The sequence below is a fragment of the Atopobium sp. ICM42b genome, from assembly GCA_000564995.1.
GTDB lineage: Bacteria > Actinomycetota > Coriobacteriia > Coriobacteriales > Atopobiaceae > Lancefieldella.
In genome coordinates, this window is record JDFH01000003.1 from 48,348 (window position 1) to 70,911 (window position 22,564).

15 protein-coding genes and 3 tRNA genes are annotated in these 22,564 nt (G+C 49.0%); 12 read left to right on the plus strand and 6 right to left on the minus strand.

Annotation, left to right across the window (positions count from 1 at the left end; translation table 11 throughout):
- Positions 1-20 precede the first annotated feature (20 nt).
- The gene (locus HMPREF1493_RS01125; protein ID WP_035427147.1) at positions 21-1,007 is read right to left on the minus strand and encodes a helix-turn-helix transcriptional regulator; all 987 of its coding nucleotides are present in this window, start codon (positions 1,005-1,007) and stop codon (positions 21-23) included.
- On the minus strand, positions 997-1,977 hold the full coding sequence (locus HMPREF1493_RS01130; protein WP_035427149.1) for a helix-turn-helix transcriptional regulator: 981 nt from the start codon (positions 1,975-1,977) through the stop codon (positions 997-999). Before HMPREF1493_RS01130 ends, HMPREF1493_RS01125 begins: the two co-directional genes overlap by 11 nt.
- Positions 1,978-2,166: 189 nt before the next feature.
- On the opposite strand from HMPREF1493_RS01130, the gene HMPREF1493_RS01135 reads away from it, so the two are divergent.
- Positions 2,167-4,092, plus strand: coding sequence for a prolipoprotein diacylglyceryl transferase (locus tag HMPREF1493_RS01135; RefSeq protein WP_035427151.1), 1,926 nt, complete (start codon positions 2,167-2,169; stop codon positions 4,090-4,092).
- Positions 4,093-4,177: 85 nt separating this feature from the next.
- Here HMPREF1493_RS01135 and HMPREF1493_RS01140 read toward each other — a convergent pair whose 3' ends face one another.
- A complete protein-coding gene (locus HMPREF1493_RS01140; protein ID WP_035427152.1) occupies positions 4,178-6,433 on the minus strand; it encodes a SpaA isopeptide-forming pilin-related protein in 2,256 nt (751 codons plus the stop codon).
- 147 nt (positions 6,434-6,580) lie between these two features.
- On the opposite strand from HMPREF1493_RS01140, the gene HMPREF1493_RS01145 reads away from it, so the two are divergent.
- From HMPREF1493_RS01145 to HMPREF1493_RS01195, 11 genes are all read left to right on the plus strand, one after another.
- Positions 6,581-6,982, plus strand: coding sequence for a Fur family transcriptional regulator (locus HMPREF1493_RS01145; protein WP_084058271.1), 402 nt, complete (start codon positions 6,581-6,583; stop codon positions 6,980-6,982).
- A 472-nt stretch (positions 6,983-7,454) separates the two neighbouring features.
- Positions 7,455-7,529, plus strand: a tRNA-Gly gene (locus HMPREF1493_RS01150).
- A gap of 166 nt (positions 7,530-7,695) precedes the next feature.
- Positions 7,696-8,973: an aminopeptidase gene (locus tag HMPREF1493_RS01155; protein WP_035427156.1), complete on the plus strand. Its 1,278-nt coding sequence runs from the start codon at positions 7,696-7,698 to the stop codon at positions 8,971-8,973.
- A gap of 48 nt (positions 8,974-9,021) precedes the next feature.
- Positions 9,022-9,097, plus strand: a tRNA-Lys gene (locus tag HMPREF1493_RS01160).
- A gap of 68 nt (positions 9,098-9,165) precedes the next feature.
- Positions 9,166-10,512, plus strand: a complete 1,347-nt coding sequence (gene purB / locus HMPREF1493_RS01165; RefSeq protein ID WP_035427158.1) for an adenylosuccinate lyase — start codon at positions 9,166-9,168, stop codon at positions 10,510-10,512.
- Between the two features lie 3 nt (positions 10,513-10,515).
- A complete protein-coding gene (locus HMPREF1493_RS01170; RefSeq protein WP_051485206.1) occupies positions 10,516-11,727 on the plus strand; it encodes a hypothetical protein in 1,212 nt (403 codons plus the stop codon).
- Between the two features lie 100 nt (positions 11,728-11,827).
- Positions 11,828-12,541, plus strand: coding sequence for a response regulator (locus HMPREF1493_RS01175; RefSeq protein ID WP_035427161.1), 714 nt, complete (start codon positions 11,828-11,830; stop codon positions 12,539-12,541).
- Between the two features lie 11 nt (positions 12,542-12,552).
- Entirely contained in the window at positions 12,553-14,058 is a 1,506-nt protein-coding gene (locus tag HMPREF1493_RS01180) for a sensor histidine kinase (RefSeq protein WP_035427163.1), read from the plus strand.
- A 75-nt stretch (positions 14,059-14,133) separates the two neighbouring features.
- Positions 14,134-15,030, plus strand: a complete 897-nt coding sequence (locus HMPREF1493_RS01185) for a phosphoribosylaminoimidazolesuccinocarboxamide synthase (protein ID WP_035427165.1) — start codon at positions 14,134-14,136, stop codon at positions 15,028-15,030.
- Positions 15,017-15,643, plus strand: coding sequence for a hypothetical protein (locus tag HMPREF1493_RS01190; RefSeq protein ID WP_035427167.1), 627 nt, complete (start codon positions 15,017-15,019; stop codon positions 15,641-15,643). Before HMPREF1493_RS01185 ends, HMPREF1493_RS01190 begins: the two co-directional genes overlap by 14 nt.
- A 79-nt stretch (positions 15,644-15,722) precedes the next feature.
- Positions 15,723-15,798, plus strand: a tRNA-Arg gene (locus HMPREF1493_RS01195).
- 609 nt (positions 15,799-16,407) lie between these two features.
- On the opposite strand, the gene pknB is transcribed toward HMPREF1493_RS01195, so the two are convergent.
- The 3 genes from pknB to HMPREF1493_RS01210 form a co-directional block, all read right to left on the minus strand.
- A complete protein-coding gene (gene pknB, locus HMPREF1493_RS01200; protein WP_035427169.1) occupies positions 16,408-18,333 on the minus strand; it encodes a Stk1 family PASTA domain-containing Ser/Thr kinase in 1,926 nt (641 codons plus the stop codon).
- Between the two features lie 100 nt (positions 18,334-18,433).
- Complete coding sequence (locus HMPREF1493_RS01205; protein WP_035427171.1) at positions 18,434-21,298, minus strand: FtsW/RodA/SpoVE family cell cycle protein; 2,865 nt, start codon at positions 21,296-21,298, stop codon at positions 18,434-18,436.
- Positions 21,299-21,300: 2 nt separating this feature from the next.
- Complete coding sequence (locus HMPREF1493_RS01210; protein ID WP_232215480.1) at positions 21,301-22,560, minus strand: Stp1/IreP family PP2C-type Ser/Thr phosphatase; 1,260 nt, start codon at positions 22,558-22,560, stop codon at positions 21,301-21,303.
- Between the last annotated feature and the right edge of the window lie 4 nt (positions 22,561-22,564).

The window sequence follows — 22,564 nt, forward strand, 5'->3', positions numbered from 1 at the left end:
GCTGCAATCACCTGATTGGCTTAGAGCTGCTCTTCTGCAGCAAGCAAAGACGCAGCGTAAGTGCGCATTGCGTGCATCACGGCCTTGTCTTTGGTTGTTACTTTTCCCTTAAGGGCAAGCAACCGTTGTAGCAGCCACGTTCCACCGTAGTAGGGGATAGTTGCTTTAATTTCTACAGCATTGCGCTGGCTTCCAACTGTTTTAAGTCCCGGCCACGAATAGTGCGTAAGAGCGTTTTTATCAAAGAAGGTAAGCTCTACGAGCTGAGACTTTTCTTGCATAGCAGAATCTTGCACGCGTTCCGCAAGCTTTCTGTGCTCAAATGAAGCGGATTGCGTTTCAATGCAGCTCATTCGATTGACCCTAAAGACCCTTTGCTGCTCTAGGTTTAAATCAACTCCCTCGATAAGCCACCCATTTTCTCCGTATGACAGCTTATAGGGAAGAACCTCTCTCTGGCTAATTGCAGCATCTCTATCACCGCGAGCTTCTGCAACAGACGCCTCAGAGCGATAGTCGAATGAAATAACTTGTGATTCTGCAATTGCATTTGAGCAGGTGAGGAACGCGTTTACTTCTTTAGAGTGGCTTTTGGAGACAAGAGAGACTGAAGACCCGTCTGGTGAAGAGCTTCTTGTATATGGAGGCTTCAAGAGGCTCCAAAATACACTTTCTTGGGGCAAAGCGAGAGCGGTAAAAGCCTCTTTAAGTGCCAAGGTTTCTTCATCCGTTAAGACAAGCCTGCGAGCAGTAAAGGGAGACTCTCCAACAAGTGTCAGAGTATCTTGGTCTCCCGTAAGGGGGAGAGGAAGATAGCCATTCTCGTCCGTGAGCTGCAAAAGCTCCATCAGAATAGCAGCCTCTTCAGAGGAAATGCTAAATCGCGACTGAACCGCGCTTAGCTCAACTGCGTCAAAAGACTCCCTCAATGCAGAAGAAAGCAGTATGAGCTTATAGACAGCTGACGATATGTTTTTTCTTCCAAAAGAGGTGTTTTTAACAGCCATTGGCAACCTCGCTTAAAGACCCTTTCCACTTTGCGAGAAGAGACTCTGGAGACCTTGGAATTAATCCATGAGCAAGAATCCAAGATAAAGCGGTGTCTTCATGAGCGTAAGTAACGGTCCACAAAGCGCCATTAGAGAGGAGCTCAACATCCCCTTGACCTTGCGAGAAATGTTCAAAAGCAGCGAGTATATTTTTGGGGACAAACGCGGTAAGCGTGTCTGCTTGCAATCCGAGCTGGAAATCAAGGAGTTTATAGTCTTTTGAATCAAACTCTTCTGGTATGGAGAAGGACTCATTTTTAAGAATCGCGGCATCTAAAACACGGTCAACGCGAAAAGTTTTGATGGAAGCGCTCTCAGTACCGGATGAAAAATCTTGGGCCACAAAGTATAGAAGTCTCTGTGAAACAAAGAAGTCCAGCACGCCCAGATGTTTTTGCTTAACTAGGTCCTGTGAGTTTGTGTAGGTGATGTTTACCAGTTGTTTAGAGCTGAGTGATTCGTATAGAACAGGAAAGACTTTGTTTTGGGAAGAAGCGCTGAGTTTTTGGCTGTCTGACTTACCTGACTCCAAGGAATAAAAGTTACCCACAATTTTAGAGAGCGCGTTTCTCAATTCCTCTTGGTATACAAACGTTGCGTCAGTGAGAATTGCACTGCAGATTACAAGCAGCTGATTGGCATCTTCAGGGCTTAAGTCGTACGAGGAATTAAAGAAATTCGAGTCCGAAAGATAGAATGACTTTTCTTTTCCCGTTTTTACCTCTGTAATTGCAAATCCAAGCTGTTTCAAAACAGTGCGATCTCTTGAAAAAGTTCTTAAAGCAGAATCGGTAGATAAATCTGAGTAAATCGCTGCATATATTTCTGCCGAGGGTAGAGGTCCCTTTTGAATTAGCAGCATAAATAGCGAGAAAATCCTCCAGGCACCAAGTTCATTATTACCTAGAGTTTGATTGTTTGGAGCCATATCCACCTCCCGCTTTTTGCTAGTTGAACTCAAATCTCTCTAAACATATACGAAAGTTTTTGATATTTAGTGCAGAATTTCTAAATTTGGACGTAAAAATACACTTTAACCGCTATATTTCGATATAAGACGTATACTAATGACGTATATATGAAACCTGTCAGAAGACATGCCAACGAAGGACGTAGTATGGCCATCACACATGACTATGTTGACTATCTAGACGAGCAGATTGATATTGCTCCTGCCGGTAGCCAAGAGGAGCTTCAGGCTGCTCAAACCATTGCTGAAGAAATGAAACTTCACGGGCTTGAGGCAACTATTGAAGAATTTGACGCTAAGTCTATTAAGAGTCTTGGCTACTCAATCTATCTAATCTTCCTCTTCATTGGCGTTATTTTTGCAGGCACTGGTAATGCGGCGCTCATTGCTTTTGGTGTTCTGCTTGTCGCTGGTTTTGGCGCACTTACGTGCCTCAAGTATTTTGGTAATGACATTCTTGGCTCATTTGGATCTTCTATTAGAAGCCAGAACGTTGTTGCTAAACACGAAGCCACTGGTGAGCTTGTCGCAAAAGGCAATCGTCCAATCGTAATTGTTGCTCACTATGACTCTCCACATACAAACTTCCTTGTTGAGTCTCCTGTAGCAAAATACGTACCACTTGTACAGAGGTATGCGCGTTGGTGTGTAGTTGCCGTGTTTGTTGCTACGTTTGTTCAGATTCTTCGTTTCCTTCCTGATCCAGTTCGTGTCCTTTTCTGGATTGTTGGTATTCTTGCAGCTCTTCCACTTGTTGCTCTTTCTGTCGCAACTATTGCAGAGCGTTTTGCACCTTGCACTATTGGCGCAAACAACAACAAGTCTTCAGTTGCAGCACTTCTTGGTATTCTCGAGAATGTCCGTCCTACTGGTCATCGACCCGAGGTTGTTCATCATTTTGCAGGAGATGCAGCTGCACTTATCCCAGAGCCTGATGAAGTGGAAGGCGTCCGCCACGGCGAGGAAGTTCTTAATTCACTGGGCATTCTTCCTGAGGATTGCGAAGTAAGCTACGTTGCTTATGACACTACTGGCGCAAGCCAGACTGCATCTCTCGAGGATGTTGCAGAGGCTGTAAATGCAACAACAGAAGAAGAGCAGACTGAGGATGCTTCTGCTGACAACACCGTTGTGTATGATTCTGTTGACGATGAGCTCAATGCAACTATGAAGCAGGTTCACGAGTCTGCAGACGCAAATGCAACGCTAGTTCAGCCTGAAACTGCACATGAGCTGCACGCTAAGAATGATTTTGCTCGCCGCGCATCCCTCTTTGATCTTCCTGATCCTTCTGGTGACGCCGTTGATCCACTAGCTCCGTCTTCCGAGCCAGCTCCTCACTATGTTCCAGCTCCAACATCTGCACCTTCTCCAGAGGCAGAAGACGCAGAGAGCCCATTTGACACCATTTCGGCTGATGAGGGTCTCACAGAGGCACAGGACGCAAAGACTCCTGAGGCAAAGCGCCGTTCCTTTAGACTTTTTGGTCGTAACGACGGACCATCAGATGATTGGAAGGGTGGAGCAGCTCCATCTGCAGAGAATCGTGAAGATGCTGACTCTGAGGATGCATCTGTCATCTCTGAGGATGATCTTCGTAATGCTGTTCTTTCACTTTCTGACGACGAGCTCATTGCACACGACATTTGGTTTGTTGCGCTTGGAGCGTCTGATTTTGACCACGCAGGCATGAGGGAGTTCCTTGCAAAGCACAGAACTGATATTCGCGGTGCTTTCCTCATTAACCTTGATTCTGTTGGTGTTGGTACACTCTCCATTCTTAAGAATGAGGGAATTGGCAACGTTCGTCGCGCTGACCGCAGAATGACTCGACTCCTTTCTACTATTGCAACTGATCTTCATATTGATGTTGAGCAGAGCGCATTTGACTGGGGCACCACTGATGCAACTCCTGCAATGCAGAATTCAGTTCGTTCTGTTACCTTGATGGGCTTGAATGAGGATGGACTTCCTGCGCTTAGCCGCACCGCTGCTGATGTTCGCGAGAACGTTAATGCTGGTCAGTGTGCTGACGCTGCAGCTCTTGTTACTGAGCTTATTAGACGCTCATAAACGAACAAGAAACTAGTACAAATTTTTATGAAAGGGCAGAAAGTTCTGCCCTTTCTTTTTTGAGCAGCAAGACAAGATCACACAACTAAAGAGGACGTCTTATTTTTGCTGTAAATACATGAGTGCATCCAATAAGTACTGATCCTGCCAGAGCAATCAAAAGAGGAATTGCATACGCATTGTCTGCCGTGCCCGGAAGATGGGGCTTAGGAGCTACGCGAATAGTCTGAGCTTTAGAGTGACTGTCGGTGTGCGATGCAACCTCTTCACCACTTTTTGAGATTGTTTCATAGGCGGTAACTTCTTTGCCCTCCAGCGAGGCAGTCCTTACAGAAAAAGGAACCGCAGCTTCTCCTGATGAGGTGGGAGCTTTGAAGCGGACAGTTCCGCGAGCAACAGGCTCTGCCGTACCTTCTTGGAGCTGCTTTGTTTCATAGAGTTCTCCAGTAATTTCGTACTCTTCCCCTGGAGTAAGCCCTTCATATTTGATGTGATCAACAAGATTGAGCACCTCGGTGTATTCAGGATTTTTTGATCCCGCAGCATCTACAAGCATTGTTTGTAAAGAAATTCTTTCATCAATGAGCTTGGGTGCTTCTACAGTCTCTTCAGAAGTAAGGGTAACCGTAGGGTTCCATTCTTTGTTAAGAGAGTATCCTGCTGGAGCCGTAATCTCTTTAAGTGAATAGGAGCCAAAGGGAAGACCTTCAACGGCAGCCTCTCCAAGCTCGTTTGTGTCTACTGTGGTGACAACTTCGTGAGGAGCAATCCATTTTCCCTGGTAGAAGATGGGTTGAGCAGAGCTATTAGTTAGCTCAATTTTGGCGCCCTTCAGACTTGGCATTTCATCCGCTTCAGAATAACCATCGGTCGAACTTAGAGAAGTATGCCCGATTTTCTTAACCTTAAGATTTCCTCTTATTACCTCATCTTTAAAGGTAAAGGAGTGTTCAGATGAGGAATTCTCTTTTCCGCTAGAAAGATTTGTCCAGATAAGATTGCCGTTTTGGTTTGATAGCTTCCAGGTTTGAAGAGAAAGTCCTGGGAGTTTATAACCCTCTGGAGCTTGAATTTCTTCGATCTGGTAATACCCCAAAGGTAACCAGGGTTTCTCGCCAAGAGTAAAGAGGTCATCTCCAGAAACCTTATGTTCTGCATCAAAAGAAACAAAACCATGAGAATCAGTCGAGAAAACCCATGTTCTTATTGTTGTTTCAGCAGAGCCACTATAGGTCACTTTAAAAAGCGCGCCTTGAAGCGTTGCGTTTCCTTGGGGAGAAGCGCTTTGCTGCTCAGAACGAGCGTCTTCGTCGAGGCTAGTGCTGTGGTCAAAGTCTTGTTTTGAAATGCGTAGATTAAACTCTCCGATAGGAGTATCGGTAACTGTGAAAGTGCTCTCTTTCTGGTTTGTTATTTCTACAGCATAAACCGACGGGTCAAGAAGAAAACCTTTTGGAGCAGAGGTTTCCTTTACATACACCGTTCCAACTGGAAGCTCATTGAGTGTTGCAGAACCATATTTATCAAGAGTGAGACTGCAAAGAAGATTGGTACAACTCTCGTCGGAATATACTCCGTAGACAGCGCCTTCTAGGGAGTAGTACTCGTTATTGGAGGTGACATCAGGCAATAAGGAGCTTTTGGTAATTTTGAGTGAGCCAGCTTGCTGCCCAAAGAAAAACAGAACTTGCTTGTCTCCTGTAGGTACAAAGAGCTTTGCAACTCCGCTTTCTGGACCGCCACCATTGTTTTGAGCATAGTTCATAGCATCGGAATAGAACTGCTCAATAGGTTGATGAAGCTCTGTCTGAGGAACACTTACCGCAAGTGCATGGGCTTCACCACGCATAACGGCCCATAGTGCAAACTGTGTAATAGCGCGAGCTCTCCAGCCCGTATATCCATACACGTCCTTTTCTTGGGACGCAGTAGCTCCGTGATAGATGATGTAATCAATAGCTCGAAGCTGTTCATTTGTATACGTTCCACCGCGAACGCCATTGGTTGAGGTGAGCTTTGTATAAGATTGCGGGTCAACCACACTTCCCGTTGCTCCTGGCCATGCACCATAGTGGTTAAATTCATCTCCACAGTAAAGATAGGTACCATCGCTAGCAGTCCACATGGGAATTTGCTGTCCACCAGGAAAATCTTCTCTTTGTGCAACGGTAAATGAGGGTTCTTGTGCAAAAGCAAGCCTATGAGCAGGCTTTAGGAAAAAATGGCTGAGGAGAAGGGCTCCAAGTAACAGAGGGATAAACCAGAAGTGAAAGACAGAAGAAGGAGTGTGTCTCCGTTCAGCTGTTTTCTTCTTAGGTTTTGAGGATTTTGTGATAAACATACGTGCCTCCAAACTGAAAAATCAGAGGTAGATTGCGTATATAGAGATAATTGGTAATGCATAAATGTGAGCTTTTGTTGCAACATATAGACAATTAGTGTTAACGTATTTAGTAATCAGTAACACTTACTATTTAATGAGGTTATCGTGCGTTACAGCAAGCAACGTGAGGCAATTCGTACTTATATGGAAGGTCGCCATGACCATCCAACGGCAGATAGTGTGTATGCAGCAGTAAGAGAGGAATTACCAAACATCTCTCTTGGAACTGTTTACCGTAACCTTATGCAGCTTGTTGACGCAGGCGAGCTCCAGGTTGTTAATACCGGCGATAATATCTCTCGTTTTGATCCAACAACAACCGAGCATGCACACTTCCAGTGTCATGAGTGTGGCCGTGTCTTTGATGTTGATGGACCAGTTCTGAGGGACCTTACCAGCCTCACCAAGGATTCTTGCGGCGAGATTGACTCTTACGCTCTGTGCTTTACGGGTATTTGTAACGAGTGCCTATCTAAGAATCCAGCGCTCCATCACAGCGTTAACTAATTATGCTGCAACAAAACAGCTTTCTTTAGGACCGGTGCTTCACCGGTCTTTTTCTTTATGGAGGAGCCTCAGGTTTGCGAGAAAACCTGTCCGCTAGACGTGCCCGCAGACCCGCATGTCCTACAGAAGGAAAGCTACTTGGCATGACGGGATCTCCGCCAAGCAGTTTTGCCCGAGGAAGGTGGAGTTGTCGGGTGGAGAGCAGACGCCTATAAGAGGTGGGATAGTGGTGTGCGGGGGTCTCTCGCCAGAAGTACTTTTGCATAGCGCTCCTTTCGTTGGAGAGCATGCTAAAGAGTGACTTTGCACCTATTCTGACCAGCGCTTGTCCAGTTTCTGACGGAGAAAATTTGTGTGGGCGCATATTTGTTGTATATGCGCAGCTAGGCAGAAAACAACTCATCAAACTTTTATCTAGTTGCCGAGCAAGCGATTAAAAGGCAAAAAATACTGTGATAAAATCTACACAATTGCGGGTATCGCCAAGTGGTAAGGCAATGGCTTCCCAAGCCATCATCCGCGGGTTCGAATCCCGTTGCCCGCTCCAAAGACATATAAGAGCCCTTCGGGGCTCTTTTTATGGACAAGATTGAAATTTGGCGTTGTGAAGAAGGTTGTTCGGGTAGAAGTTGAGCGGAAATATTTTGGATATATCTTTGATAGAGCGTGCTTAAGTACTCGAATTACGCGGATTGATGGTTGAAGGGAACAACATGGCACAAATTCCTATGACAGATCAAGAGGTAAAGATTGCCCTTGATGCGCTGTCAGATCAGATTGATAAATATGCAGAGCTTCTTGTGAAGAAGGGGTGTGCAATTTCTGAGGGAAGTCAGCTGGTAATTAATGCTTCGATTGAGATTGCTGATTTTGCCCGTAGGGTTCAGCGAGCAGCTTATGCGGCTGGCGCAGAATTTGTCACAGTTATTTGGGGCGATCAAGAGTCCTCAAGAATTATGTACGAAAACGTTGACCTAGCGCGTCTCTCTAAGACACCAAGCTGGAAGATTGAGCAGCTTAACTCCCTTGCAGAGCAGGGTGCAGCATTTTTGTTCCTCTCGTCTGATGATCCAAATGGTCTAAAGGGAATTGATCCAGAAAAGCCAGCTGCTGTTTCTCGCGCAAGAAACTTAGAGTGCGACGTCTTTAGAAACGGTATGGACTTTGGTAAAAACGTTTGGTGTATTGCTGGTGTTCCTGCAGCTGAATGGGCAAAGGTAATTTTCCCAGAGCTTTCTGAGGCTGAGGCAATCTACAGGCTTTGGATTGCAATTTTGGATGTTGCTCATGCAAGTGGAGAAGATCCTCAGAGTGCTTGGGAGACCCACAATGCAACATTTGAGAAGACCAAGCGCTTCATGAATTCTCACCAGTTTGAAGAGCTTCATTATGAGTCTTCAAACGGAACTAACCTGACTATCTGCATGAATCCAGGACATCTTTGGGAGGGAGGCGCTGGAAAGACGCAGGATGGAACGTTGTTCTTCCCTAACATTCCTACCGAGGAAGTCTTTACAACGCCAAACTATCGCAAGGTAAACGGCACTGTTCACTCTGCGTTGCCTCTGATTCATGCCGGCCAGATTGTTAAAAACTTCTGGTTTACCTTCAAAGACGGCGAGGTTGTTGACTACGGCGCTGAGCAGGGCAAAGACGTTCTGACTTCTATTGTTTCTCAAAAGGGCGGTAAGTACCTGGGAGAATGCGCTCTTATCTCTAAGAACACGCCTATTCGCCAGAGCGGCATTTTGTTCTACGATACCCTGTATGACGAGAATGCTAGCTGCCATTTAGCACTTGGAATGGGTTTCCCAGAGTGCCTGAAGGGCGGCCTTGAGATGAGCCCAGATGAGCTCTTGGCCCACGGTGTTAATCAGAGCACCACGCACGTTGATTTTATGATTGGTGCAGACGATTTGAACATTTGGGGAATTTCTGCCGATGGAAAAGAAACACCAATTTTCGTAAATGGACAATGGGCATGGGAGTAAACTGCTACACTATCCTAGTTGCGTGGTAAAATTGCCACGCCCGATAATGGGCCGTTAGCTCAGTTGGTAGAGCAGGGGACTTTTAATCCCAAGGTCTAGGGTTCGAACCCCTAACGGCCCACCAGGTAATTCAAAGGTCGGGTACCATAGTGGTACTCGACCTTTTCTTTTACGAGCAGAAGGAGTCTCATCGTGGTAGATCGCTACACCGGCAAAGAAATGGGCCACATCTTTTCTTTGGAGAACAAGTACGCCGTTTGGCAGGAGATTGAAGTCCTTGCGTGCGAAGCACAGGCTGAGCTTGGTGTTATTGGCATTTCTCGCGAAGAGGCAGCTTGGATCCGTGAGCACGCTGCGTTTAATCGCGCCGAGGTAGACGAGATTGAGGCTGTTACCAACCACGACGTCATTGCCTTCCTGACCAATATGGGCTCCTATATCGATGCCAAGGTTCCAGAGGGTGAGCTCAAGCCAAGTCGCTGGGTTCACTACGGTATGACCTCAACAGACCTAGGCGATACCGCCCTTTGCTATCAGCTCACCCAGGCATGTGATTTGCTCATTGCTGCAGTTCGTCGTTGCGCTGCAATCTGCAAGCGTCGCGCATTTGAGGAGCGCGATACTCTGTGCGTTGGTCGTACTCATGGCATTCATGCTGAGCCTATGACCTTTGGCATGAAATTTGGTAGCTGGGCCTGGGAGTTTAAGCGCGACCTTGATCGCTTGAAGGATGCCCGCAAAAACGTCGCGTATGGTGCAATTTCTGGTGCTGTTGGAACTTACTCTTCCATTGATCCTTTTGTTGAGGAGTACGTTTGCGAGAAACTCGGTCTTGTCCACGATCCACTTTCAACCCAGGTAATTTCTCGCGACCACCACGCTTACCTTGCTGGTGTTCTGGCAACCGTTGCCGCCACCTGCGAGCGTATTGCAACTGAGATGCGTTCGCTGCAGAAGACCGATACCCTCGAGGCCGAGGAGCCATTCCGCAAGGGCCAGAAGGGCTCTTCTGCTATGCCTCACAAGCGCAACCCTATTACTGCCGAGAAGATCTGTGGTTTGTCCCGTGTAGTTAAGGCAAACGCACAGGTTGCTTTTGATAACGTTGCTCTTTGGCACGAGCGTGATATCAGCCACTCTTCCGCTGAGCGCGTTGCCCAGGCAGACAGCTTTATTGCTCTTGACCACATGCTGTCAAAGCTTGAGTTCCTGCTTGATGGCATGGTCCTGTATCCAGAGCAGATGATGGCCAACCTCAATAAGACCCGTGGCATGCTCTTCTCGTCAAAGGTTCTTCTTGCCCTGGTCAACACTGGTATTACTCGTGAAGAGGCATACAAGATTGTTCAGTCTAACGCTATGAAGGTTTGGGCAGATATTCAGCAGTGCAAGGAAGGAGCATCCTACCAGGAGCTTCTTGAGGCAGATCCAGCCTGTACGCTGAGCCATGAGGAGCTTGAGAAAATCTTTGATCCTCGCGCATTCCTTACCCGTTCAAACGTTTTGTTTGACCGTCTTGAGCATCTTGAATTGGACTAAATCGTGTCACTGTTTGGGAACATTTCTCGCCGAAACTTCTTTAAGACGGGAGCGGCTGGTGTCGTAGTTGCGGGTGCAATTAGCATCACGGCTGGCTGCTCTCATCAAGAAGGCTCGGGAGATGCAGGAAAACCGCTGGTACTTGACGAATCTTCTGGCACAAATGTGCTGGACTCCTATAGCTCTGCGGAGTATTCTGCCCAACCTAGCCAGACCTGGACTCTTCCTCTGGGAAGCGTGCTGCATCCAGCCGATGGAAATTGGATTCCCGTCACCACGGCCGGCGCATCTGCTACGCCAATGGTAAAGGGCTCTGCTCTTTCGCTGACGTCTGGCCAGGTTGTTGATGTTGTTCCTGCGGCTCAGATGAACAATACCACCGCCGTAATTTACGACGTTCGCTGCTCCGACTCCGTTTATGCATGGGTTGAAGTGGATACCACAACCTTTGACTGGGAGCTTCTTGCCGCACCATTTTCTGACGGCAAGCTTACTGGAGATGCAAAGGTCCTCTACAAGGCCGATAAAAACTGGGATCCGGCTCCGTTTGCCTGTGGAGACGATAAAGTGGTTTGGCTCGTCCAACCAGCTTCTTCTGGCGAGAAAACCCGTGAATCTTCGCACTGCTACGTGTGGCGTGTGGGGGATCCTGAGGGAACGGACGCCGTTGAATCTCCAGGTAGATTTGCTACTGCACCGTCTATCTCAAAGGGCGTAGTTACCCTTACTCCTCGAGTTCGTGCCTCCGAAGGCACCTTCTATGGCGTCACAGCATACCTGCTGGGGGATAACCTTAAAACCAAGGTTGACCAGCTTGTAATGCCTCAATCTGTCAAGCCTTTTGCAGCAAGTCGCGTAGACGATAAGTTTATTGTGTCGGTTGAAGCAAGTTATGACTCGGGTGGCCTGTTGGGCAAGATGGGAACATATATCCTGCCTGCTTCAGGCGAAAACCCTTACGTCATAGAGCGTGAACCTTATGCAATATCGGCAGGTAAAGGTAGCCTTTACATAGTTAAGAGCCGCGCCTCTTACGTGCTTGTTGATACGCAAAATCAAACGGCAAACTGGCTCTATTCAATGGATAGAAGCGTTGATTACGGAGAGTTTCCCGCTCGAGAAGGCAACTGTGATTCTTTTGTAACCTACTCAACTGTTAAGGATCCTACCAGCGGATATCCGGCTTCCGTGACAGTTCGTGTTTTTTCTTTGTAGATTATTTGTAGGTATAGAGATAGAATGAATACAAATAATTAATGAATAATCGTAATGTGCCATACGCACATACATGCAGGGCAAAAGAAAAGGGGAGACAATGGCTTCCGACGAGAAGAAAATTCTGATTGTCGAAGATGAGAAAGTCATCCGTGACGCCGTCTCAGCATATCTTGAGCGCGAAAATTACGTTGTTAAGGGCGTTGGCGACGGTCAAAGTGCAGTTGAAGAGTTTGAAAAGCATGCATTTGACCTGGTGATTCTCGATCTTATGCTCCCAAAGCTTTCTGGAGAGCGCGTTTGCCGTGCAATTAGAGATACCTCTAATGTGCCTATCATTATGCTTACTGCAAAAGGCGAGGTAGAAGACAGAATTATTGGTCTTGAGCTTGGTGCTGATGACTATCTTGTTAAGCCCTTCTCGCCACGTGAGCTGGTGGCACGCGTTCGTGCGCTGTTCCGCCGTACGTATTCTGAGCCAGACACTGCTGTTGACGTGCTTGATTACGGTACCCTTACTATTGATATTTCTGGTCATAAGATTCTCATCAACAACGAGGAAGTTGACCTGACCGCTTCAGAGTTTAAGCTGCTCACCACCCTTGCTCGCTATCCTGGCCGCGTGTATACACGTATGGAGCTTGTCGAGAAGGTCCTGGGTTATGATTTTGAGGGCTATGAGCGCACTATTGATTCGCATGTCAAGAACTTGCGCGCAAAGCTCGGCGATGATCCTCGTAATCCTCGCTGGCTGTTCACCGTTCACGGTGTTGGCTATCGCTTTGAGGCTGGCAACGCTAGCCACGAGTCCTAAGCTTTAGAGCTTTGGCGCTCTTCAAGAAACATCACTCAAATTCTCTTAAGAACCCTCCGGAAACTGAGGGTTCTTATAAAACTATTAAGCCCGATCCCGTTGGCACTCAAAGCTTTACCACCCGTATGGCGGCGTTCTTTGCGCTCACTGCCGTCATGACAGTATTGGTGCTCATTTCTGTTTTAGGTATTGTCTGGGAAAACCGTTTTACTACTTATACTAGGGAGAACCTACAAAACACCGTTGATACTACCGCGCTCAATATGTCTCAGGCATACGCGCGCGCAGAAGGCTGGAATGCCGACGTTCTCTCTATTGCACGTCAGGCCTCTGCAACCAATTCCGATATTGGTATCCAGGTCTTAGATGTTTCTGGCGTGGTTCTGTATGACGACTCGGCGCCAAATGCTCGACGACCTGGTGGAAATAGTGCATTATCTGGCCCTCAGACGGGTGACGCCGTGGTTTATGCAGTTGTCCAAAACCTGCAAGGTGAGCCTGTGGGCAGCATTAGAATTTGGACGTTTGGTTCTGAGCCGTTCCTGACCCAGCGAGACATTGCGTTCCGTAATGGCTCTTACCAGGCAATTAGTCTTGCTGCAGCCATTGCAATTTCGCTTTCTGGGTTAATTGGTATTTTGGCCTCACGTTCACTTACCAAGCCCGTACGCCGTATTACCGAGACGGCTGTTCAGATCAGAAGCGGCAATCTTGCGGCTCGTTCAGGCATCCGTGGCGAGAATGAACTCGGGCGTCTGGGAGAAACCTTCGACGATATGGCGTCTTCACTCGAGAGAGACATTAAGCTTGAACGCCGTCTGACCAGCGATGTTGCACATGAGCTCAGAACTCCACTCATGGCTATCATGGCCACCGTTGAAGCAATCCAAGACGGTATCTTGCCCGCAGATGAAGAGCGCTTGGAAAACATTGTGTCTGAGAGTAGACGTCTTTCTCGCCTGGTAGACGCCATGCTCCACCTCTCAAGGCTTGAGAACGGAAAGACAAAGTTCAACCCAGAAAGCGTCAATGTTGTGGCTATGGTGGCGAGTCTCGTTGCGGTACAAGAAACACTCTTCAAGGAGAATAACCGCACGTTGACCTTTGTGGATAAGACACCCGAGGGCAATTGTTTTGTTGATATTGATTCGGACATGATTCGAGAAGCCCTGACCAACTTGCTGAGCAATGCTATCCGCTATACCGACGATGGGGGTCATGTTGTTATAACCGTATCAATCGACGATAACGATGCGGTTATCTCCGTGACTGATGACGGTATGGGAATTGCTCCTGAGGACATTCCACAGACCTTCTCGCGATTCTGGCGCGCCGAAGAAAGCCGCGAACGCGCTTCGGGTGGTCTTGGCGTTGGATTGGCAATCACAAAAGAGATTATGGACCGTCATAACGGCACTATCTCGGTAGAATCCGAGCTTGGAAAGGGCACGACCTTCTCGCTGCACCTTCCTCTGCTTGCCCAAAATAATATCTCTGTAACAGATACTTTGTTGTAGGCCGATTTTTGGGCATTTTGCCGTACAATCAAAAGTCCTGCAATACAACGCGCTTTGCGCAGAAGTGAGGTCATTGTGGCTGGAGCTGAGCTTCGTCCCGATTCGCACGGTAAGGTTCGCGATATCTACGATTGTGGCGACAAACTTTTGATGGTTGCGAGCGATCGCATTAGTGCTTTTGACTTTATTCTCCCCGACGAGATTCCTTTTAAGGGAGAAATTCTGACGCGTATCAGCGCTTTCTGGTTTAATCGTTTCAAGGACCTTCTGCCTAACCACATGATTTCTGTTTTGCCAGATCAGACTCCTGAGCAGTTTGCAGATTACACTGAGTATCTTGCTGGTCGCGCAATGCTGGTAAAGAAAGCACAGACCGTGCCAATTGAGTGCATTGTCCGTGGTTACCTTACTGGTTCTGGCAAAAAGACTTATGACCAGGACGGTACCGTCTGCGGCATTAAGCTGCCAGATGGCCTGACTGAGGCATCTAAGCTTCCTGAGCCAATCTTCACCCCTTCCACTAAGGCTGAGCTTGGCGATCATGACGAGAATATCTCGTTTGAGCGCTGCTGCGAGATTGTTGGTGAGGATGTTGCTACTCAGCTGAAGGAAGCCTCGCTTGCAATTTATAAGGCTGCTGCAGAATATGCTGCAACTCGTGGAATTATTATTGCGGATACCAAATTTGAGTTTGGTTTTATCGACGGAAAACTTACACTTATTGATGAGTGCCTTACACCCGATTCGAGCCGTTTCTGGCCTGCTGAGGGTTATTCTGAGGGACACGTTCAGCCAAGCTACGACAAACAGTATGTACGCGATTGGCTGAAAGCCCACTGGGACATGCAAGGAGAGCCACCTCATCTTCCAGAAGAGGTTATTGAGGGCACGTCCGAGCGTTATCGTACGGCATTCCAGATTATTACGGGAACTGAGTTTGTACCACTGAAGGAGACCAATGTCACTGCGTGACACCATTACAGGCGCAACCAAAGAAGCGCGTGAGGCTACCGCAAGCCTTTCAAAGAAAGAAACCTCCGAGGAGACTGAGCGTCCTTCGTATTCCGCTTTTGGTCGCAAATCTGCTGCTACTGCTAAACCAGTACGAGAGGCAGCTGCGTCTGTACGCGTAAGTGGCTCCGGCTCTGGCTCCAGTGCTCCAAAGAGCAAAGAGGAGAAGCGTGCTGCACGTGCTCGCCAGCGCGAGCGCGAGGATATTCGCAGCCGTGGATTTGAGGCTATGCTGCGCGCGGATCCAGACTATCATCGTGCCGAGCGCGTTTGGTGGGTTTTCCTAGGTCTTGGCTTTGTTGCAACCATCATTACACTGGTGCTTTCGTATATGGTTCCTGAGTCAAGGGACCTGAACACCGGCGTTGGTATGATTTCTGCCATCATGCTGGTCTTTGCTTACTTCTGCATCTTTGGTTCGGTTGTCTACAGCTTCTTTAAGATGCGTCCTCTTCGCAAGAAGATCGAGGCTAAGGTTGCTGGCATGACCGACAAGAAGCTCAACGATTTCTACCTCGAACGTCAGGCTGAGTACGACAGAAAGAGAGCCGAGCGCAAGGCTCGTCGCAAGTAGCAGTATCGCGCTGCTGCCGGCGCCGCAAGCGTTGGCGAGATTTGCGTACGCGAGCCTACGTGAGTAGAATATCCCACATGCCTTCGTAGCTCAGGGGATAGAGCACCGCTCTCCTAAAGCGGGTGTCGGCCGTTCGAATCGGCCCGGGGGCACCATTGATTTTAAACCGGCAGCTTCGTGCTGCCGGTTTTTCTCTGTTGTGGCGTGTCAGCGTCGGTTTTTAGGCTTGGCGTACAAAATGGTGCATCTTAGCCGCGCCTCGCTGAGAAATTGTCTAGTTCTTAATCAAGATAACCGGACAACTGGGGCTCAATGTCTGACGACCGAGTGGTCTCCCTGACTGATATACATCTTTATGCATAAACTTCATCTAATATGCTGGAAAATGAATAGAGAAATATAAAAAATCTAACTATAGGTAAATTTCACTTCTAAGCAACACACCTATGTCGGATAATCTGCTTAATTGCGGGCATATTACACACCTAATGACGATAATCTGCACGCCTTAGCTATTTTCGGCGTCATGTATACGTCTTTTTGACAGATTATCCGACTTAGGTGTGTTCGGCTATCAGCAAAAACAGGTCGTGTCAGTTACATCAGTTGTCTATGACCCGAAAAGCGCTGAAGTGCTTGCGTCGCCGGTTCCGGCGACGACACGTGCCGCCGTCGAACGATTTCTGCGACAGCAAAAAGCCCTGCAACCAAACATGGTTGCAGGGCTTGAACGTACTGGTTGAGCGCACTGCACGCCGCAGCGTTTACGCTGATGGGCGAGGTCCGCTAGAGACGCGGATGGTGATAGTAGCGCCAGCTGCAGCGCTTGATGGTGTCTGGCCAACTACGTTTCCGGTTGCTACGTTGTCGTCGTAGACCCAAACTGTGTTGACCTGGAAGCCCGCGTTTTCCAGCGTGGACTGAGCGGTTTCAAAGTCCTTGCCAACAACGTTTGGAACAGAGCCACTCTGAGCACCGGAAGAAACAACGATGGTTACCGTGGAACCCTTATCTGCCTTGCCGTTAGCTGGAGACTGGGAGATGACACGGCCCTCAGGAACGCTCGACGAAGGCTGTTTCTGAGTATCTACCTTGAAGCCTGCATCTTTCAAAACATCGGACGCACGCTCGGCAGTCATCTCGGTGACGTCTGGAACATCTGCCTTACCCTTGCCAGTAGACAGGTGATAGGTGATGGTGTCGCCAGCTTTAGCATCGCTACCTGCGGCTGGTTCCTGTGTTGCAACATAACCAACGGTTACATCATCCGACTCAACCGAGTCACCATTTCTTGCTTTGAGGCCAACAGCAGCAAGAGCAGACTCAGCCTCTGATGGACTCTTGTTGGTAAGATCAGGCACCTTAACTGCAGCAGCAGGTTTAGCGCCCTTAGAAATGACAAGGTTAACCGCGGTTCCTTCAGGAGCCTGTTTGTTAGCGCTTGGTGTCTGATCAATGACCTGGCCTTCAGGAGCAGAATCACTGTAGCTTTCTGTAACAGTTCCCAGCTTAAAGTGGCTATCAGAAGCATTTAGTGCCTGAGTAGCCTGGTCTTTTGTCTGACCAACAAACTGTGGAACCAGATACTGCTGGGCGGAGTTGCCGAGCATCTGTGCAATAGCAAAGCCGGCAAGAGCCAGGACAACCAAAGCGCCTAAAACGCCGAGAATAACGTTGCGCTTGTGACGTTTATTCTCGCGCCTGTCAAGCTCATCAGCCTCTTCGCGAGAATGGACGCGGTTCAAGCGACCAGTGTCGCCACCGCGCGTAATGTAGGTGTTGGAGCCGTCGATGCCGCGACGATCCAACCTGGAAGTTGGCTGAGGTGGTGTCACAATGCGGGGGCTCACGGTGGTGTTGCTTGGAATAGTGGCGCGGCCAGCAATGAAATCGCGCAGCGCACGAGCAAGCTCGTCAGCACTCTGATAGCGGTCAGCTGGGTTTTTCTCCATACAGCGAAGAATGATTGCCTCGAGTGCGGGGTCAACGTTGGGGTTGATCAGCGATGGTGGCTGAGGAGCCTCGTTGACCTGCTTCATAGCAACGCTGATAGCGTCGTCACCAACAAAGGGAACGCGGCCAGTTGCAGCCTCGTACATGACAATGCCTAGGGAATAGATATCGGTGGTTGGTCCCAAAGGCTTGCCCGTACTCTGCTCTGGAGAAACGTAATGGGCGGTGCCAAGAACAGAGTTATCGGTGGTTAGACTGCTGTTCTTTGCACGAGCAATGCCAAAGTCCATGACCTTGATGTTGCCATCTGGCTGGACCATGATGTTCTGTGGCTTGATGTCACGGTGAATGATGTCGTGACGGTGTGCTACAGACAACGCCTGAGCAATCTGAGAGCCAATCTGAGCCACCTTACGGGAATCAAGGGCTCCATGTTTGCGGATGCCACTCTTAAGGTCTGTACCACGCAGATACTCCATGACAATGTAGTAGGACTCGCCATCCTTACCCCAGTCGTATATCGAGACAATATAAGGACTGGAGAGCGCCGCTGCAGCCTGAGCCTCCTGCTTAAAACGGGCAGCAAAGGAAGGATCGTTTGCGTACTGCGGCAGCATCATCTTGATGGCAACAGTACGACCAAGAACCTGGTCCTGTCCGCGGTAAACGGTGGCCATTCCACCGGTACCAATTTTGTCTTGAACCTGGTAACGCCCACTGAGCATTCTACCTGGCATAACTCAACTCCTATCAAGCGTGCGATTTTCTCGCCACGTCACTTACTATCTTAGAACACACCCAACTACTTGGGGAGAAGACCGTGCGGTGTTTTAGGCGCTACGAAGCAGCTCCCAAAGCCTGGATGTTCAGGCACTGCGCAAGAACACGTCCGCCAACTTGAGCACCGTAACCTAAAACGTTCTCGCCGTTGCCTTCGATGACAACAGAAACAACAAGGGTTGGGTGGTCGTAAGGCGCAAAACCGATGAAGAACGAGTTAAAGTTACCGTTCTCGACGTCTGCCGTACCTGTTTTACCTGCAATCTTGACACCCGGAACGCGCGCTCCCATACCAGTGCCGGATTCAACAACGCCCAACATTGCCTCTCGGACCTGCGCGGCGGTATCCGCAGACACTGCCTGTCCAAGCGATTTTGGGGACGTTGTAGAAACAACAGCTCCCTCTGGCGAGAGAACGCGATCAACGATGTAAGGGTTCATGACCACGCCGCCGTTAGCAATTGCAGCCGCAACAACAGCGTTTTGCATGACGGTGGTCTGAGGACCTGCAGGGCTTGCATGCTCTCCAACAGGAAGACCGCAGGATGCCCAGCCAAGCTCCCAGGTGGTCATCTCGGCAGGATTTGGCATCAACGATGGTGTAGTGGAGAAGTCCTGACCAAGTGCGGTGCCATAACCAAAGGCACGTGCATAGCTGACCAGGTTGTCTGCGCCAAGTGCTACGCCAAGTTGCGCCAACGCCGTGTTAGAAGAGCGAGCAAATGCCTCGCGCAGAGGAATAGTGCCCATGTCCTCGTTGGCGTAGTTGTGGATGGTTCCACCGCCAAGCTCCATAGTTCCTGGAGCAGAATAGGTGGTGTCCAGCGTGGTGGTGTGCGTATCAATACCAGCAGAAAGTGTAACGGTCTTAAACGACGAGCCAGGGGAGTAGAGCGCCTGGGTAGTTCTGTCGACCAGTTGACTACCGGTGCCGGACTCGATAATGGTACCCAGATCAGCGTGGGTGTATGAAGGGCTTGAAGCCTTTGCAAGCACGGCTCCGGTGGCTGGATCCATAACAACAATGGAGCCGGAATATCCCTGGAGTGCAGCTTCTGCTACAGCCTGCATCTGGGAATTGATGGTCAGAACAACGCTTGAACCAGCGGTATTAACGCCTGCCATCGAGTACAGAGCGCTTCTCCAGTCGGAATGATCTGCGTGACCAGTGAGCGTTTCGTTCATGGTGGACTCGATACCTGCAGTTCCGTACTGGGTTGAGATGTAGCCAACGGTGTGAGAAGCCATGCCGTCGTGCGGATAGTTGCGCACGTAGGTGCCGTCGTCTTGCTTGACGCTCTCTGCCAGAGTGACGCCGTCAGAAGTCATGATGGCGCCGCGCTGAACATATGCGCTCTTAGCAATAGTGTGGTTGTTGGTAGGAAGTGCCTGAATTCTAGGTGCGTCAATGACCATCAAGAAGGTCAAGTTGCCGAGAAGAACGGTGAAGAAGAGGGTAAATACGGTAACCAAATTGGTCAGACGTTTTCCAAGAGCAACACGTCCCAGAACACCGGATTCCTCAGACTGCAGGCCAAAGCCTCCACGGATGTGGCTGCCATGCAAAACGGAAGAGGCGTGAGCTCCACCAGAAGAAATTTCAAGCCTCTGGGAGTCAAGTGTTTTCTTGCTTGGTTCAAGCTCTGTCTCGCGACCAGTTCCCTCGTCACCTGCCCTGAGCAGCAGGGCAACAATGATAAAGCTGGAAAGAAGAGAGCTACCGCCCTGACTCATAAAGGGCAGGGTAACGCCGGTAAGAGGCATGAGCTTAGTAACGCCTGCAACAATGAGGAAGGTTTGGAACGCCAAAACACTGGTAAGACCAGCAGCCGCAAAAGCAGATGAATCGGACTTTGCACGAGCCGCTGTTGCAAGACCGCGCACAGTAAGGAGCAGGAACAGGGTAATAATTGCCGCTCCGCCAAAGAGTCCCAGCTCCTCAGCAATGGCCGAGAAAATAAAGTCAGACTCAACAATAGGGATAAGTGTAGGCATTCCCTTATCAATTCCGGTACCCGCTAGTCCTCCATCTGCGATGGAATAAAGTGACTGGACAATTTGGTAGCCGTCTCCAGCGGGGTCTTTGAAGGGGTCCAGCCAAATGTTGACACGAGTCTGAACGTGACCAAAGAAGTGATAAAGCACCACGCCGCCAATGGCCAAGAGCGCAATACTGACAAAAACGTAGCTTGCGCGACCTGTTGCTACATAGAGCATGATGACAAAGAACACGAAGAAGAGCAGAGCGCTACCAAGGTCGCGTTCAAAAATAACAACAATCAGGCTGATGCCCCACATGACAAACAGAGGAAGCAGCATTTTAAAGCGAGGAATGCGGAAAGGTCCAAAAGAACGCATGGAGACCGATAGGGCTTCTCGATTCAGTGCTAGATAAAACGCCAGGAAGAGCGTAATGGCAATCTTTGCAATTTCGCCAGGCTGGAAGGTGAATGCGCCAAAAGAAATCCAGAGCTTTGCGCCATAGCGGTCCTGGCCAATAACAATTGGCAAAAGAAGCAGTATGACGCCGAGAATACCAATGGAGTATTTGTAGCGTGCTAACGCGTCAAGATTTCTAATGACCGCTAGTACCACAATCATGACAACAACAGAGATAAAGAGCCAAATCGTTTGGTTGACTGCGAGATTTGGCGCAAGTCTGGTGACCATGGTGATGCCAATTCCCGAGAGCACAAACACAATGGGGAGAATGGCGGGGTCTGCTGCGGGAGCAAGGAACCTAATAGCAATGTGAGCCACGGTAAATGCTGCAAAGAGACCAATAGGAACGGCCATTGTCTCAAGGCTGAGCGTTGAGCGAGCAGTAATCATGTACATGGCGTACAGCAGAAATACAGGGATTGCTCCTACAAATAGTAAGAAGAGCTCTGTATTACGCCTTAGTCCACCTGCTTTTTTCATTCCTACTCACCTCCCGAACTTGTTGTTGACGTTGTTGTTTCTGTTGTGGGTGTTCCGCCAGACTGAACGTCTTCTTTCTTTTTGACTGCTTTGTTGTTGGCGTCGTCAATTTGTTTGCGGTAATTCTCGACGGTGCTATGTGCTTCATCCTCGTTTTTAACGCGAATTCCGTCTGCAAGAGAGTCTTGAACTGCGTCGGGCAAATCTTTTATTTCAATCGACGTAGTTTCAACAAGCGAAGACATGTTTATGCCGGCAATTGTTGTAGGAATACCTCGATAAACGCCAACGGTAGTTCCGTTAATCCCTAAGTACCACTCGCTGCTTACAAACAGGAAGAACACCGCAACAGTGGCTGCAAAGAGCGCAAGGAACGAGACAAACGTGGCAATGACGCCACGAGTAAGGTGTTTTCTGGTTTGATCGGCTATGCCGTCGTCCAAGACATCGATGACAATAACGGTAATGTTGTCTGAGCCGCCATAGGTAAGAGCTGCGGAAACAAGGTTATCGGCAGCCTTTTGTGGCGTGACGTTAGAGACAGCAATGGACTCAATCTCATCGTCGGGCACCATGCCAGAGAGACCATCGGAGCACAAGATGATGCGGTCACCATCAGATACTTCAAGCGAGAAATGATCTGCGTACATGTCTGGGTCAGAGCCAAGAGCTCGCGTAACTACCGAGCGAGAAGGGTGTGTGCGAGCCTCATCAGCGGTAATCTGACCAGAATCAATGAGCTCCTCAACATAGCTGTGGTCGTGAGTAATGCGGACCAGCGTGCCATGATGGAGCAGGTAAATGCGAGAGTCACCAACATGGGCAACGGCCATCTGATTGCCCTCAATGAGGACAGCAGAGGCGGTGGAGCCCATACCGGGTTTGCCAATACCCTTTGCAGGGGCATCAATAACTTCCTGGTTAGCAGCCTCAATTGCAGCACCAAGACGGACATCGTCTGCGGTACTTGGCGCCCGTTCGGCAATAACCTTAACAGCAATGGAGCTTGCTACCTCACCAGCGGCATGACCTCCCATACCATCACAGATGGCAAAAAGGGGAGTGCGCAAAAGGAACGAGTCCTCGTTATGCTCGCGAACTAATCCCACGTCAGAGCGGGCGCCCCAAGAAATAAAGGTGTTAGAGCCAGAAACCGCCTCTGCGTCACAACGACCATCAAGTGGCAGCTCACAACGACCAGGAGCACTCACGGGCTCTTGTGTAGGTGTATCAGAAGTATGTGTTGTATCAGAAGAAACCATGAGC

Coding starts and splice junctions, on each gene's coding strand:
- HMPREF1493_RS01205 (WP_035427171.1), bottom strand. CDS start 21,298: ATGAAAAAAGCAGGTGGACTAAGGCGTAATACAGAGCTCTTCTTACTA.
- HMPREF1493_RS01190 (WP_035427167.1), top strand. CDS start 15,017: ATGTCACTGCGTGACACCATTACAGGCGCAACCAAAGAAGCGCGTGAG.
- HMPREF1493_RS01140 (WP_035427152.1), bottom strand. CDS start 6,433: ATGTTTATCACAAAATCCTCAAAACCTAAGAAGAAAACAGCTGAACGG.
- HMPREF1493_RS01135 (WP_035427151.1), top strand. CDS start 2,167: ATGGCCATCACACATGACTATGTTGACTATCTAGACGAGCAGATTGAT.
- HMPREF1493_RS01125 (WP_035427147.1), bottom strand. CDS start 1,007: ATGGCTGTTAAAAACACCTCTTTTGGAAGAAAAAACATATCGTCAGCT.
- HMPREF1493_RS01155 (WP_035427156.1), top strand. CDS start 7,696: ATGGCACAAATTCCTATGACAGATCAAGAGGTAAAGATTGCCCTTGAT.
- pknB (WP_035427169.1), bottom strand. CDS start 18,333: ATGCCAGGTAGAATGCTCAGTGGGCGTTACCAGGTTCAAGACAAAATT.
- HMPREF1493_RS01210 (WP_232215480.1), bottom strand. CDS start 22,560: ATGGTTTCTTCTGATACAACACATACTTCTGATACACCTACACAAGAG.
- HMPREF1493_RS01175 (WP_035427161.1), top strand. CDS start 11,828: ATGGCTTCCGACGAGAAGAAAATTCTGATTGTCGAAGATGAGAAAGTC.
- HMPREF1493_RS01130 (WP_035427149.1), bottom strand. CDS start 1,977: ATGGCTCCAAACAATCAAACTCTAGGTAATAATGAACTTGGTGCCTGG.